The sequence below is a fragment of the Synechococcus sp. CS-205 genome, assembly GCF_025128255.1.
Taxonomy (GTDB): domain Bacteria; phylum Cyanobacteriota; class Cyanobacteriia; order PCC-6307; family Cyanobiaceae; genus Regnicoccus_A.
The window spans coordinates 1-14256 of the sequence record NZ_JAHLZB010000008.1 but is presented as its reverse complement, the minus strand read 5'-3'; the positions used below and the strand labels follow the sequence as shown (position 1 = coordinate 14256).

The 14256-nt window shown below is 65.7% G+C and carries 16 protein-coding genes, 1 tRNA gene and 1 pseudogene; 14 read left to right on the top strand and 4 right to left on the bottom strand.

Annotated features, from left to right (window positions below; all coding sequences use genetic code 11):
* Positions 1-30 precede the first annotated feature (30 nt).
* Positions 31-774: a carbonic anhydrase gene (locus tag KQ297_RS01670; protein ID WP_259737893.1), complete on the top strand. Its 744-nt coding sequence runs from the start codon at positions 31-33 to the stop codon at positions 772-774.
* A gap of 18 nt (positions 775-792) precedes the next feature.
* Complete coding sequence (gene arfB / locus KQ297_RS01665) at positions 793-1227, top strand: alternative ribosome rescue aminoacyl-tRNA hydrolase ArfB (RefSeq protein WP_185465720.1); 435 nt, start codon at positions 793-795, stop codon at positions 1225-1227.
* A gap of 18 nt (positions 1228-1245) precedes the next feature.
* Here arfB and mazG read toward each other — a convergent pair whose 3' ends face one another.
* Both mazG and KQ297_RS01655 read right to left on the bottom strand, forming a co-directional pair.
* Complete coding sequence (gene mazG, locus KQ297_RS01660) at positions 1246-2103, bottom strand: nucleoside triphosphate pyrophosphohydrolase (protein WP_259737941.1); 858 nt, start codon at positions 2101-2103, stop codon at positions 1246-1248.
* Between the two features lie 63 nt (positions 2104-2166).
* The gene (locus KQ297_RS01655; protein ID WP_259737892.1) at positions 2167-2670 is read right to left on the bottom strand and encodes a metal-binding protein; all 504 of its coding nucleotides are present in this window, start codon (positions 2668-2670) and stop codon (positions 2167-2169) included.
* 41 nt (positions 2671-2711) lie between these two features.
* On the opposite strand from KQ297_RS01655, the gene KQ297_RS01650 reads away from it, so the two are divergent.
* The 10 genes from KQ297_RS01650 (at position 2712) to KQ297_RS01605 (ending at position 12354) form a co-directional block, all read left to right on the top strand.
* Positions 2712-2783 (top strand) — tRNA-Val (locus KQ297_RS01650).
* 151 nt (positions 2784-2934) lie between these two features.
* Positions 2935-4134 (top strand): hypothetical protein, encoded by a 1200-nt coding sequence (locus tag KQ297_RS01645; protein WP_259737891.1) that lies wholly within the window; start codon positions 2935-2937, stop codon positions 4132-4134.
* A 458-nt stretch (positions 4135-4592) separates the two neighbouring features.
* A complete protein-coding gene (locus tag KQ297_RS01640) occupies positions 4593-7112 on the top strand; it encodes a virulence-associated E family protein (RefSeq protein ID WP_259737890.1) in 2520 nt (839 codons plus the stop codon).
* Positions 7113-7115: 3 nt separating this feature from the next.
* Positions 7116-7559, top strand: a complete 444-nt coding sequence (locus tag KQ297_RS01635; protein WP_259737889.1) for a hypothetical protein — start codon at positions 7116-7118, stop codon at positions 7557-7559.
* Between the two features lie 192 nt (positions 7560-7751).
* On the top strand, positions 7752-7916 hold the full coding sequence (locus tag KQ297_RS01630; RefSeq protein ID WP_259737888.1) for a hypothetical protein: 165 nt from the start codon (positions 7752-7754) through the stop codon (positions 7914-7916).
* Positions 7917-8103: 187 nt separating this feature from the next.
* On the top strand, positions 8104-8466 hold the full coding sequence (locus KQ297_RS01625) for a hypothetical protein (RefSeq protein WP_259737887.1): 363 nt from the start codon (positions 8104-8106) through the stop codon (positions 8464-8466).
* 304 nt (positions 8467-8770) lie between these two features.
* Positions 8771-9448, top strand: a complete 678-nt coding sequence (locus KQ297_RS01620; protein ID WP_259737886.1) for a hypothetical protein — start codon at positions 8771-8773, stop codon at positions 9446-9448.
* Positions 9441-9761, top strand: coding sequence for a hypothetical protein (locus KQ297_RS01615; RefSeq protein WP_259737885.1), 321 nt, complete (start codon positions 9441-9443; stop codon positions 9759-9761). Before KQ297_RS01620 ends, KQ297_RS01615 begins: the two co-directional genes overlap by 8 nt.
* A gap of 3 nt (positions 9762-9764) precedes the next feature.
* Entirely contained in the window at positions 9765-10442 is a 678-nt protein-coding gene (locus tag KQ297_RS01610; protein WP_259737884.1) for a hypothetical protein, read from the top strand.
* 7 nt (positions 10443-10449) lie between these two features.
* On the top strand, positions 10450-12354 hold the full coding sequence (locus KQ297_RS01605; RefSeq protein ID WP_259737883.1) for a phage terminase large subunit family protein: 1905 nt from the start codon (positions 10450-10452) through the stop codon (positions 12352-12354).
* Between the two features lie 198 nt (positions 12355-12552).
* Here KQ297_RS01605 and KQ297_RS12785 read toward each other — a convergent pair.
* Positions 12553-12624 (bottom strand): annotated as a pseudogene (locus KQ297_RS12785) (M28 family peptidase); the annotation flags it as partial.
* Between KQ297_RS12785 and KQ297_RS01600 the strand changes: the two are divergent.
* Positions 12610-12864: a hypothetical protein gene (locus tag KQ297_RS01600; RefSeq protein WP_259737882.1), complete on the top strand. Its 255-nt coding sequence runs from the start codon at positions 12610-12612 to the stop codon at positions 12862-12864. The pseudogene KQ297_RS12785 and the gene KQ297_RS01600 sit on opposite strands and share 15 nt — an antisense overlap.
* Before the next feature lie 185 nt (positions 12865-13049).
* Positions 13050-13223, top strand: a complete 174-nt coding sequence (locus KQ297_RS01595) for a hypothetical protein (protein ID WP_259737881.1) — start codon at positions 13050-13052, stop codon at positions 13221-13223.
* Positions 13224-13235: 12 nt separating this feature from the next.
* Here the strand turns inward: KQ297_RS01595 and KQ297_RS01590 are convergent.
* On the bottom strand, positions 13236-14256 hold a 1021-nt coding region (locus KQ297_RS01590; protein ID WP_259737880.1), incomplete at its 5' end, for a hypothetical protein.

Below are 14256 nucleotides of genomic sequence, written 5' to 3'. Positions count from 1 at the left end.
CTGGCCCACACCACCCATGAGCGCAAGTCGATGAGCCTGAGCCGCCGGGAGTGGTTGCAACGGGCGGGCCTGGCGGCCGGGGCCCTGGCCCTGCCGGCCCTGGGCCCGGCCCCGGCGGAGGCCACAGGCCTCTCGCCTGAACTGGAACGCAGCCTCACGGCCTGCTCCCCCCATGACGATCCCCTCGGCAGCCTGCTGCGGCGCAATGCCCAGTTCAGCCGCGCCTGGCAGGCCGCCGCCACTTCCGGCAGCGCCCAGGAGCGCACCACGTTGATGAACGCCATCTGGCAGCGCAGCTGTCAGCTGGACCCCAGCGCCATGGCCAGTGGTCAGAGGCCGTGGGCGGCCCTGCTCAGCTGTGCCGATTCCCGGGTGTCGCCAGAGTGGATCTTCGTGTCGGGCGCCGGTGAGCTGTTCGATGTGCGCTGCGCCGGCAACACCGCGTTCGACGACGGCGTGGCCTCGCTGGAGTACGCGGTGGCGGAGCTGGAGGTGCCGCTGATCCTGGTGATGGGCCACAGCGGTTGCGGCGCCGTGACCGCCGCCCTCGCCGAGGCACCGCTCACCCCACTGCTGGAGCACCTGGTGACGCCGATCCGGGCGGCGCTGCAACCGGGCGACGACCTCAGCCTGGCGATCAGCCACAACGCGTCGCATTCCGCCCAGGAACTGAGCCGGCGCAGCCCCCTGCTGCGGGAAGCGGTGGGCGCGGGGCGGCTGCAAATCCAGCCCGCCTGCTTCGACATCGCCAGCGGCGCGGTGACACTGCTGTGAACCACCCAGGGGCGATCGATGCCTGACCTGCCCCTGGGCGAGCGGCTGGTGATCCCGGCGGCCGAGCTGGGCTGGCGCTTCTCCCGCTCCTCCGGGCCAGGCGGCCAGGGAGTGAACACCACCGATTCACGCGCAGAGCTGGTGTTCGATCTGGCGGCCACCACGGCGCTGCCGCCCCTGCTCAAGGCCAGGGCCCTGCGGCGGCTCGAGGGACGCCTGCTGGAGGGCGCCGTGGTGATCACCGCCTCGGAGCACCGCTCCCAGTGGCAGAACCGCCAGGCGGCCCTGCGGCGGCTGGCGGAGCTGCTGCGCTCCGCCATCGAACCGCCACCACCGCCCCGCCGGCGCACCAAGCCCACGCGGGGGTCGGTGGAGCGGAGGCTGAGCGCCAAGAAGCAACGCGGCGCCATCAAGGGCCAGCGCCGCTCGCGGCCGCCCCACCCCGACGACTGAGCCACAGGAACAGACCCTTCACGCCGAGTCGTCCTGGCTTCGGGCCTCCGCACGGATCTGGGCCTTGGCCTGCTGCCAGAGCCCCTCCAGCTCGCGGAGGCTCTGGCCCTGGAGGTTCCCCCCCAGGGCCGCTTCGACGCGGGAGAAGCGATCGAGGAAGCGACGGTTGGTGCCCGCCAGGCCGGCCTCCGGATCGAGGCCGCACCAGCGGGCCACGTTCACCAGGGTGAAGAGCACATCCCCCAGCTCCTCCTGGGCGTGGGCCTTGTCGCCGCTGGCCACGGCCTGCTTGAGCTCATCGAGCTCCTCGCGCACCTTCTCCCAGACCCCCTCGATCGTGTCCCACTCGAAGCCGGCGGCGGCGGCCTTGCGGGAGATGGTCATGGCTCCGGCCAGGGCGGGCTGCCCCCGCACCTTGCCGGCCAGGCGATCGCTGAGGGGGCTGCTGGACGAATCGCGCTGACCGCCGGCGCTGGCTTCGCCGGCCTTGATGGCCTCCCAGCTGACCTTCACCGCGGCGCTGTCACCGGCCAGCCCCCGGTTGGCGGCGGTGTCGGGCGCGGCAAACACATGGGGATGGCGCCGCACCAGCTTGTCGTGAAGGCCAAGGCTGATCGCGGTGAGATCGAAGCGGCCCGCCTCGCTGGCGATCTGGGCGTGCAGCAGCACCTGCAACAGCAGATCACCCAGTTCCTCCGCCAGATGCCTGTCGTCGCCATGGCGAATGGCGTCGGCCACCTCATGGGCCTCCTCCAGCACGTAGGGCACCAGGGAGGCATGGGTCTGCTCGAGGTCCCAGGGGCAACCGGCTTCCGGATCGCGCAGCTGCGCCACCACGGCGATCAGCCCGGCGAGGGCCTCCAGGGTGGGACCCAAGGCGGCAGGATCGAGGCGGGAATCGGGGCCGGTCACGGGCCGATGAGCCACAGGTCCACCGTCCTAACGCCGCTTCCGTTTCCCACGCAGCAACCGGGGCAGGCGCGGCAGGGGGTCACCGTCCTGGAGCAGATGCAGCCAGCTGCTGGCCTCCACCCCCACCAGCGCCGCCAGCAGCAGGGGCCGCTGCTGCCCCCAGAGACCCCGCCCCGCCTCCAGCAGCCGCCCGGGGCCCGGCGCCCCAAGGGGCGAGAGCAACGCACTCAGCGCCAGCACCAGCGCCGCCAGGTAAGTCAGGCGCAGCGCCGAGCCGAGCAGGGGGCTGTGGGAGAGCAGGGAGCGATGGCGCAGCCCGCGGCGGTAGGGCCACCAGAGCAGGGCGAACGGGCCCCAGCGCCGACTGGGGTTGGAGCGGGTGTCGAGGTCGGGGGAGAGCCAGAGGCCACCGGCCAGGAAGCCAGCAGCTGCGCTGGCCACTCCAGCCAGCCCCAGCCACGGCCACCACAGCAGCCCGAAGGGCAGGCTCAGCAGCCAGGTGGCACGGTCATGGCTGCGGCCACTGGCCATGGCTGGAGCGGGCTGCTGGTATGGGGGCAGAATGCCTGCACGCGCGATTAGCTCAGCGGTAGAGCGCCTGCCTTACAAGCAGGATGTCGCTGGTTCGAACCCGGCATCGCGCATCCCCAGACAACCCAGTCTATGACTGGATTTTAGCTTGCATAGCAACGGCTTTCAGGGTTCCCCTTGGCGCCGTCGCCGCACCCAAAGAGACCAGGTTGACCCCGAAAATGCCAGGATTTCACGCGGATTTCACGCGGGCGTGAAGACGCAATGGCCTCCCCTCCATGGCTGCGGAACCTGAGCCAGGCCTTCAAGGCCCACCGTCTAGGACGGAGCGGCTGGTATGTGGAGCTGAACCGCGACCGTCTGCGGGTGGTCTCCGCCGAACTACCACTCAGGCCCGGTGAATCGCCAGACCAGGCTCACAAGCGCAGAGCTTGCAGCCTCTCCGTACCACCCGGGCCGGCCACCGCCGCCGCAGCCCTGAGCGAGGCCTGCGCAGTGTTCGACAGCGTGATGGAGGGCACCTGGGAGTGGCTCGACGAGACAGCCGCCCCGCCAGCCGAAGACCCTCGCCACCTGAATCCTGAGCACCTCGAGAGGCTGATCCTGCAGCTCCGCTGCAGCCTTGTAGGTGAGCGCATGACCGCCCGCACTTGGGATCGGACATGGGAGCCATTTCTCCAACGGCTCGTAGCGAGTGCCGCTGAGCGCCACGCGGATGATGATGCCGCCCTAGTGACCACCTACTTGCGGCGATGGGAGGCGAACACCCGATCACGGCAGATGGCCCACGACCGTGCACGGAGCCTTTGGAAGGAGGCGGGCTGGCCCTGGCCGGACGAAATGGCGCAGCTGCGCGGAAACGGCAAAGCCGCAGCCGATCCCGAGGGGGTCAGGGCCTTCACCGATCAGGAGATCCAGGAACTGCGTGAGCGGATCGGAAAGAGCGGCAGGCTGGGGGCCGCCGATCTTTTGGCCTGGGACACCCTGGCCGTTTTCGGGCTCCGGCCGCAGGAACTGATTGGACTAGAGCTGAAGGGTGGGGCCAGTGGTTCGCCGGTGGCGATGGTCACCCGCTCGAAGCATTCCAGCAAGGGCGCGACACGGCCGCGGCAGGTTCCGGCCGTGCCGCCAGCCGACTGGCCGCCCGACTGCTACCGGCTCCTGCATCGCTGGCACGCTCACGGGTTACCTGAGTGGAGCCAGCGAGCAACCGGCCCCGGCGCCCACATGACACAACAGCTGCGCCGCCTGCAGATGCCCAGCGACCTCACCAGCTACGGGATGCGCCATGCGTTCGCCCTGCGCCTGGGCCTGGACCTGGGGCTGCACGTCCGCGAAGGTGCCGAATTGATGGGCCACAGCCCGGCGGTTCACCTCGCCACCTATGGCCGCCGACTGGACGCGCCGGGCCTGCGAAGCAAGGTGCAAGCCCTGGTGGCCGGCCGCGGCAACCGTTGCGGCTGACCAGCTCCCGCCGGAATACCCGCCAAGAGAAAGGAACGCCGTAGCCCGCCGGGCGCTCCGATTCCCCGAGAAGCCTCACCAAGACTGGGCTCAAAAATGGAACGCATAGCTCACCAAACCGTTCTTTTTTTACCCCTTGCGGTGGCGATTTTCAGGGCATAGGGTGAGCACAAGGCGCACAAGAGCGCCGAGGTTTCTCATCTGTACCCAATGGCCTTTACCTGCACCACCGCAGAGGTTGCAAGCCACTTTCGCGTGGCAAGAAATACCCTTGGCCGCCTGCGTGCCGCCGATATTCTTCGCCCCGGAGTTCACTTCGTAGCCAGTGGCGTTGGCATCAAGCGCCCGAATCTCCGGTGGGACCTTGACGCCGTCGAAGCCGCACTACAGCGCCGCGGCCGTCAGCTGAAGCGGCCCAGAAAGAACTGAGCGGGGGTAGTGCGGAGAGCTGAACGCAGATGTCGCAAGTGAATTCAACCGAAGCTGGCAATAAACAACCCCTTGCTGATGGGCACTGGGAGCACCTCCTGAGCGAGCTGGGCCCCGAAGGCCTGAAGATCGCCATAAACCTCGGCGCCCGCAGCATCAAGGCCGACGAGGCCCACGCCATTGGCTTCCGGTTCAAGGGCTGGAGTGGCGGCGGCTTGATGCTGCCATTCGCTGGCACGTTCACCCAGCTTCGCTGCGACGACCCGCCGCAGGACAGCAAGGGAGACCCGGTGAAATACCTCTCCCCCGTCGGCATCCCCCAGGCCCCAGTAATCGTCGGCACCGGCCCGGCCACTCTCGCCACCGAGGGATTCAAGGATTCAGTCGCGCTGCACCTGCTGACCGGCCAGGCCGTCGCCGGCATCGCTGGAGTATCCGCATGGAAACAGCTCCCCGATTCCGTCGATCTGGTCATCTACGACGCCGACGCTCAGCACAATCCAGGCGTCTGGGGGGCGCTGATCACCGCCGGCCTAGAGCGCCCGCGGCTACGCCTGGCGTTCTTCCCCGCCGACGTGGCAGGCCCGAAGGGTGGCGCCTGTGAGTTCCGCAACGCTGGCGGCGACTTCACCGCCATCAAGCGGTGGAAACCCCGTGAGCTGCTGCGCGAGCTGCCCAGGCTGCTGCCCAGGGATCTGCGCGTCGATTGGCACGGCCGCACCTTGAAGACCATGGCCCGGCTCGCCACAGCGGCCGGTATGGACCCAGAGGCAACTGACGCCCTCATGACTCAGGTGGCCAAGGCCATCGGCCAGTCCGTCGCCGCAGCGCGCAAGGCACTAAAGCGATCCAGCGCCGCCTCCAGCCAGTGCCCTGAAGATCCCAACAAGGCGCAGCTCCAGGCCTTCATTCGCTCTACCTACTCGGTCAGGTTCAACGAGCTATCGGGCGCCGTCGAGCTGGACGGGAAGCCCATGGGACACATCGAGCTGGCGGATTCATTCCTGGCCCACCTCCATGGGATCGAGACATCCAAGCAGGCCGCACAGGATTCATTCACCTACGTGGCGATGGCCAACGCCTATAACCCCGTGGCCGAATACCTGAAGGGGCTGGAGCAGCGCAACGACCTGAAGCTCTTGTCACTGGAGGAGATCGCCGCAGCGTTCGGCGTTACTCCCGGCGACACCCTCTCTCAGGAGCTGTTGGCACGCCACTTAGCCGGCGCCTACAAGCGAGGCATCTGCCCTGGCGAGAAGCACGATCAGATGCTGATCATGCTGGGCGATCAAGGACAGGGCAAACAAAAGGCGATTCGAGCACTTGCCCCTGAAGGCTGGTATGACTCCGCCACCAAGGTGGCCAAAGGGCTGGAGGATCGCGAGTTCCTAGGGAAGCTCAACTCCGCCTGGCTGTTCGAGTTTGACGAATGCGAGAAAGCGCTACTAGGCCGTGATTCCAGCGAGTTCAAAGGATTCACATCGCGTTTCATTGACAAGTACGTGCAGAAATGGGAGACGCAATGCCGCGACCACCCGCGACGCTGCGTCTTATTCGGCACATCCAACGAGCGCGAGGTTCTGAACGATCCAACCGGCGCCCGCCGCTACTGGATGATCGATGTGCGCGGCGGCACCATCCGCCCCAAGTGGATCCGGCAGCACCGCGACTCGATCTGGGCGACCGTTGCCACATGGGTGGCATGGGGGCTGGAGAGCTGGATCCCAGAGGGTCACCCCACCGCGCTGGCCGCCGCTGGCCGTGCTGCTGACGCCCGTATCAGCGACGTCTGGGAAGGTTGCGTCCGCGAGGTGCTGGAGCAGCAACTCGCCACCGGCATGGGGATAGGCCAGGACGACCTGATCCTGCGGGCGCTCCAAACCGAGATCAAGCAGATCGACCGCAGCGTTCAGATGAAGGTGACGCGGATTGTCGCCGGCTCCGACTTCACGACCCACGGCGGCACCATCCGCTGGATCCAAGCCAAGCGTCGATATGGCGGCGGCCAGCCTCGATCGGGATACGTGCCGACCTGCGTTCCAGACGTGCCGACCTGTTCCGACCAATCCTGGGGAGATTGGAACGGCGCAACCCCTTGGAGCAACAGGGATCTCTCCACCCTGTTCCAACCGTTCCAACCTTTTAGAGAGTGTTGTGTAGAGAAAAAGGGACCAGCAGGTAAGGGGGGAACGGGCGACGCGATTTCCCGTAGGGAGATTGCGCAAAACGGTCGGAACGGTCGGAACGAGGCTGCGATCCCCTCTGGCGCAAGCGATCTGCCGTTCCTACGGGATCAGAACAGGTCGGCACGGAACGGAACGGCAGATGGAACGACGGAACAGGGCGCCAAGCCGAACCATCGGGACCGCGTCCTGGCCATCCCCCAGGGCGCCCCAGTGGAGGTCCGCGAACCGGGCAAGCCGACGATCAACGGCCACCGGATGCTCAACCCGCTCGGGAAGTCCGAGCACTGCCAGCTGACCGGCCCCGATGGCGGCACCGTGCAGCGCCCGAAGGCCTGGGTGTGGCCCTGCGACCCCTCGGCCTGAGCCATGCCCGCCTTAACCCTCCCCGCCGCCCTGCACCAGCGAGCACGGCCTCCGCCCTGGCGCGAGCTGCTCGATCTATGCCCGCTCAGCACACCCGCCAACAACGACATGACCGCCACCCCTGAGATCAGCGCCGACGTCGACTTCGAATGCGACGAATACCAGTTCACCGCCAGTCGAATCTCCCAGGCCGTGCACACAGCGGCCGAACAACTTGAGCGTGCGATGAAACGACTCGTGCGATGGGACATGACCATGGACCCCCAGGTTGGGGAGTGCCCGTATGCCTTGCTCGAAAGGATTAAGCGAGAGATCACCGTGGAGATCCTCCTTACTTCAGGGAGCATCACGGCGGAGGCTGCAGATGATCTCCTGGAGTCCGATGACCAGCCGGCCTGGGCCCGCGCCGTGGAGCAGGCCCAGGAGGTGCTGCGTCTGAGTTACTGACGCCCGCCCCCGGCCCGCCGTTGCGCCGAACCCAAGCCAGCGGCAACCCTGACCTATTTGACCGAGAACCTGATGAACCGAGCTCAGCGCCGCCGCTCCCAACGGCTTCCTGTTGTCAGTACCCGAGCCTGTCCCTGCTGTCGAGAAATCTCCTTCAACTGCCCGAATCCACGCTGCGCCCACCCCTACGAAATGAAGCTGCCAGCCGACCAGGAGCCCACAGGCTCGGCCGGCTGCCGCTGCATCCGCTGCGGCGCCGAGTTCACGCTTGATGTGATCGGCTGGGTGAACGCCAACGACCCGATTCGACAGAGCCTGGAGAAGGCCTTGCTGGTCAGGGAGGAGGACCGCCCATGACCCACCACCCTGCTCCCCGCCGTGGTCGTCGCCGTCGAAGCCGTGGTCGAGGCCCTGGGCCCGCTGCCCCGCCGGCACCGGTCGACCGCACCCCGAAGGCTGAGGAGATCAACGCGATCAGCAGGGAGATCACACGGGAGGGCTGCTTGAGCAGCCCTGTCATCACCACCACCACCGAGGACCAGCCATGACCACCACCACCAATCGCCAGCAGCAAGCAATCGACCGGCTGCATCTGCTCACTGACAAGTACATGCAACTCGTCTGGTATGCCCGCAGCATGCCTACTGATGATCCGTCATGGGAGGCCTACCCCTCTCACATCAAGGAAGGCGCTCTTAACAGTCAAGCGAGAGTGGAAGAACACTTTCCCGACGAAACCGACAGCCTGGCTTGCCCCGATAGCGGCGACTGGGAGCACGGCTTCAACAGCGGGATGCTCGCTGCCGCACGGCTACTGCTCGCCTACCTGCACCCGCAGGCTGATGGGGCGGAATGGGATCAACAGATCGAAGACGCTGAAGAAGAGTTCCCTGCACTGTACATCTGATGCCATGCTCGCCACCGACCGCCGAGGGGCCCGACCGCCGGGATGACGCATGGCCTCACGCGCTTCACTGGCTCAAGCGCAACGCCCCCGAAGCCGCCAATGATCGGCAGGTATCACCACGGCAGTCAATCTGGGGAGCTCACATAGCTAACCCCCCAGAAGAAAAAGGTACTCCCGGAGGGGGAGTGGGGCTTGCGGGGTATTTTGCCCACGCAATTTCGCTAGTGCCAGAAACTGTCGTGTTAAACGAGCCCAGTTAAGCAGCCAGTCTCATTAAGCTGGGAGGAGAAAAGAGCTCCTCTACGTGCAAACGCTGATCAGCCAACTGCAGATCCCAACCAACCCGCTACTGAGCGGTCGGGTGGATGCCGCGGTGCCACCCGACTGCATCCAGAAAGCAGTGGTGAAGCGGCCGATCCGCCGGCAGTCTGCTCAAGATTATCGGCGCGATTCTGCTGTTGAGATTGTCAAGAATCTGGAGCGCGACGGGATGGAGCTGTTCGGCCTCACCCGCGGGCAGTTCAGCCTCTCCGACCTGATCGAGGCGGTGCTGGACAAGATCGGCCCGGCGGAGATGGAGATCAGCACCTGGACCGCCGCCCACGCCGACGTGGAGCGGATGATGGTGCTGATGGAATCGGGGAAAGTGACAGGCTGCCGGTGGCTGGTGGATCAGACCTTTGTGCGCCGGGTGCCGGAGCTGGCGGCAAGGATCCGGGAAACCTTCGGTGATGACAGCATCAGGGTGACGAGGACCCACGCGAAGTTCGTGACGCTGAGAAGCGAGGAGTGGGCCGTGGCGCTGCGAAGCAGCATGAACCTCAATCAAAACCCGAGGCTAGAGAGCTTCCAGGTCGCTCACGATCCCGAGCTGTGCGACTTCCTGAGCGCTGCGTTTGACGATGTCTGGAGAAGGCAGGACAAGAGCCTGTCCCTGGCGTCAACCAGCGATCAACTGAAGTGGTATCGCGACCATGGATGAAGCCGCCGCAATCACCGCCGCGACACCAGCGCCGCCGCCACCGGTGGAGGCGGTGGTCGAGTGGCTGCTGACTGGAGCGAGCGAGCGCCAGGTGCAGGAGGCGCTCGCGCAGACCTACCCCGACGCGAACTGCGGCGGCGTGATGAAGACCGTTCAGCAATACCTCGCCCACGCTGGCCAGCCTGACGCCGACGCGGTGCGCGGGTGGGCGCTGCTCAGCTACCGGCGCCTGTACCAGGAGATGCTCAGGGTCGGCGACTACAACGGCTGCCGGCAGGTGGTCAAAGAAATCTGCAACCTCGTCAGGACCTGACCCATGCCATGGATCAGCCAGAAGATGTTCGCCGAGCGGGTGGGATGCACCACCGCGAACGTGACGATCGGCATTCGGCGCGGGCGCATCTCACCGGAGTGGGTGAAGCGCGAAGGGAGCCGGAGCGTGTTGATCAACACCGAGGCGGTGGCCGACTGGCTGGCAACGACCAGAACAAGAAAAACCGAGGCCAAGAAGCCGGCCTCACCCCCGCTGCCGCAGTCTGAGGCGCCATCGACACCGGCACCATGGCCGCCACTGCCGCCGGCCACGATTCAACGCCAGCCGGATGAATCGACCGGTGACATGCCCCTGCTGCTGTGGGGGCAGCCGCCAGCGGACGGCAACACCGAGAAGCTGGAGGCCGAGCTGGAGCAGTCACAGGCCGCGGCGGCCGAAGCCGGCCAGCCGCGGCATGAATCTGAGCGGCGATCGGCGGAGCTGCGCGCCCGGCTGCTGGAGATCGACCTGGCGCGTGAGGAGCAGGCGCTGATGGATGCGCGGGCGATCAAAAAGGCATGGTTCGAGGCGGGCCGCCAGATCCTGCAGCGCCTGATGGGCTTGCCGGTGCGGCTGGCGTCAGACCTGGCCGCGATGAACGATGCCGCCGAGATCGCAATCCTGCTGGAGCGCGAGATGACAACCGCACTGGAGAGGCTGAACGATGAGATGCCCTGCTGATGAGGCGGTGCGAGCCCTGATCGCAGGGCTCACGCCGGACCCGCTGCTGGCGGTGAGCGAATGGGCGGATCAGTTCCGGGTGCTGAGCAGCCGAGCAAGTTCGGAGCCGGGGCCATGGCGCACCAGCCGGACCCCGTACCTGGAGGCGGTGATGCGAAGCCTCAGCCGATCCGATGCGGTGCAGGAGGTGTGCGTGGTGGCGGGCGCGCAGCTCGGGAAGACGGAGTGCGGGATCAACTGGATCGGCGCGACGATCGACACATCGCCGGGGCCGATGCTGTGCGTTCAGCCAACGGTCGACCTGGCCAAGCGGTTCAGCCGGCAGCGGGTGTCGCCATTGATCGAGGAGACGGAGCGACTGAAGGCAAAGGTCCGCCCGGCGCGGGAGCGCGACAGCGGGAACACGGTGCTGAGCAAAGAGTATCCGGGCGGAATCCTGATGATCACCGGCGCGAACAGCGCGGCCGGGCTGCGGTCGATGCCGATCCGCGACCTGTTCATGGACGAAGTCGACGCCTACCCCGGCGATGTGGACGGGGAGGGCGATCCGGTGGACCTGGCAACAGCGCGGACGAGGACGTTCGCGAGAAAAAAGATCCTGCTCACCAGCACACCAACGCTGGCGAGCCGTTCGCGGATCTGGTCAATCTGGGAGCAGTCAGACCAGCGAGTGTTCCAGGTGGGCTGCCCTGATTGCGGGCACCGGCAGGTGATCGAATGGAACCGGATTCGGTATGACCCGAAGAATCCGGCAGCAGGCGCGCAGCTTGCGTGTGAAGAGTGCGGGGTGCTGATCGAGGAGCGGCACAAGCCGCGGATGCTGGCGGGTGGCGAGTGGGTCGCGCTGAATCCGGGCGCCAAGATTCACGGCTATCACATCAGCAGCCTTTACAGCCCGCTGGGATGGTTCGGCTGGACAGATGCAGCGGAATTGTACGAGCGGGCCAAGGATGACGAACAACGGATGAGGGCGTTCACGAACACGGTGCTGGCGCTGCCATGGCAGGAGCACGGCGAGGCGCCCGATTGGGAGGTGCTCTACCGGCGCCGCGAAACGTACCAGCGCGGCGTGGTGCCTGCTGGTGGGCTGGTGCTCACGGCCGCGGCCGACATTCAGCGGGACCGGATCGAGCTGGAGGTGGTCGCGTGGGGGCCTGGGATGGAAAGCTGGAGCGTGGATTATGTGGTGCTCCAGGGCGACACAAGCACGATTCAGACGGACCCGATGAAGCCGTGCCCGTGGCGGAACCTGACCGCGGAGCTGCGGCGCACCTACAAGCACGAAGGCGGGGGAGAGCTGGGCATCACCCGGCTGGCGGTTGACTCAGGCGACCAGACGCAGACCGTCTACGCCTGGGTGCGGAAGCAGGCCGATCCACGGGTGATGGCGGTGAAGGGCCGGGCCAACCTGACGACGCCGGTGGGGATCCCAACGAAGCAGGATGTGACCTACCAGGGAAGGAAGGCGAAGCACAGCATCAAGCTCTGGCCGGTCGGCGTCGACGGGCTGAAGACAGAGCTTTACGGCTGGCTGCGGCAGGACCCACCGCTGGAGAAGGGCGACCCGATGCCGCGAGGATGGTGCCATTTCCCGGAGTACGGCGAGGAGCACTTCCAGGGGCTGACGGCTGAGGAGCTGCGCCAGTCCCTGCATCGAGGGTTCCCTGTCTACCGGTGGGAGAAGATCCGCGACCGGAACGAACAGCTCGACGTGAGGGTCTACAACCGCGCCGCGGCGACGACGCTGGGGGTCGATCGCTGGGGCGATGAGGAATGGCAGCGGCGGCGAGTTGCGTTGGTGCAGGCGACGCCTGCACCCGCTGGCGCGCCGGATTGCGCTGCTACACCATCCTCTCGATCGCGGCCAAGGCCACGGCGGCGGCCCCGTCGTGCGGTCTCGATCGGCGGATGAGCGGGCGCAAGACAAGCTGTACAAGGTGCCACAGCGCTTGATCGATTGAACGCTGATCAGGAGCAAACCTGCTTCTGGCGGGAGCGGCGCAGCTCGCGGGCCAGGGCGGTGCTGCCGAACATGCCCCTTTCTTCCTGATCGAAGGCCACGATCCAGATCGGTCGGCGTGGCGGCCCAGCATTCGGCCAGCACGAGCATGGCTGCGATGCCGCTGGCGTTGTCATCAGCGCCGATCGATTCCAGAGGACCGTCGTAGTGGGCGCCTACCAGCAGCGGCGCCAGAGCGGGCTTGTGGCCGGCCAGCTTGAGGATCAGTTTCTGGCCCTCCCCGCACCCCTCATCGAAGGCGTGGGTCTCCAGTGGCCCGAGGACCGAGAGCTGCTCAACGAGGTAGCTGCGCACGGCGAGCAGACCGAGGCGATTCCAGTGGAGGTGGCGAGGCCGAGCCACCGCTTCGAGGTGACTCAGCAGGTGGCTCGGCAGGGACGTCATGGCGGGGCGTTCGGGTAGGACTGGATACGCCGACACGCCTGTCGAACGTTGAGTGGATCAGCAAGATGCCTCAGAGCTTCACCCAGAAGCGGACGGAATTGAATCAGCTTCCGTTGGGTTGCCTGTGGGTCGTCGTTCGCATGAAATGACCAGCGTGGGCATCATCCGCATTCCAGACTGAGTGCGTTCTCATCGAGCCAGTCATGAAGCAGATCAAGATCCAATGGCAAGACCAGTTCGGTCACTGGCAGCAATACCAGACTGTGCATCACGAAGCGAACGCTTCCCGTACCGCCCAGAAGCGTGCCAGCACAACCGGCAAGCGCCACAGACTCATCGATGAGGATAATCGTGTGCTTGACATCATTGAACCCTGAGTCGGTTCAATGTCACGGAACCGGCAGATGCTTCCCGAGGTGTCCGATTACTACTTTCTCGGCCTTGGGATCCCAGTGGAAGTGAATGCGCAGAGTTCGATATGCCGATTCCTTGACGCCAATCTTCAGGTGTTGCCACATCACCACCTCCTCATCGTCATAGGTGAAGGTGCGCGCGCGCCGGGCGGCCTGGTTTTTTTCGACACCCTGCGACTCTCTGGCCGCAAAGGCACTGGGGCCAAATACTTGGAGGCCAACAATATCGGGCTTGCCGCCCAGACGTGCCTCGCGATATTCGGTGGCCAGGCGCCAGAGGAGCTGGAAAAGGCGATCTCCCAGCTCGAATCCAGCGGCATCATCCGCTGATTTCCAAGCCGAGTCGAGCAGCTCGAGGCTGTCGGGGCAGAGCTGATTGACCAGTTCAACGATGCGGCGGGGCTTGAGTTGAGCGGTGAGCTCCTGAAGTCCATCGAGCAGACGTTGCGTCAGCCAGATATCTGGGTCGCCCGGGCCGTCTCCAGCGAAGCCGGATGAGCTCTCTAGGTAGTAATCCCCTGCCTCGAAGGTTTCCCGGTAGAACTCGAGTTCTTCCTGCATTTGCTCGAGGGTGTTCTCCAGAGCTTCTTTGGCAAGGTCAAGGGCCTCGTTGTCCTTATACGCCAGGTCCACTTCCTGCTTGGCGATCGAAAGATCTAGGTCGAGCGTCTCCATACGCTGCATCGTCTGATCCTTCTGCTGCCTGGCCTGCTTGGTGAGCTTGTCCTGCTGGCTCTGGCTGCTTTCAAGTTCGCGTCGCGCCAGTGCTGCCTCGGCACGGGTTGATGCAAGACGCTGGCTAATTTCTTCCTGCTTTTTCTCGAGTTCTTCCAGACGCTCACGGCGCTCGCGCTGGCTGGTTGACTCGCTCGACACGCCGAACAAGGAACGGATCAGCTGCTCGATCGTTTCTTCATCGGCCGGCGCCCGTCCACTGGCGTCGGTGAGGCTCAGATACCAGGGATAGTGGCGACCTTCCTGGGTGGGGTAATAGCTA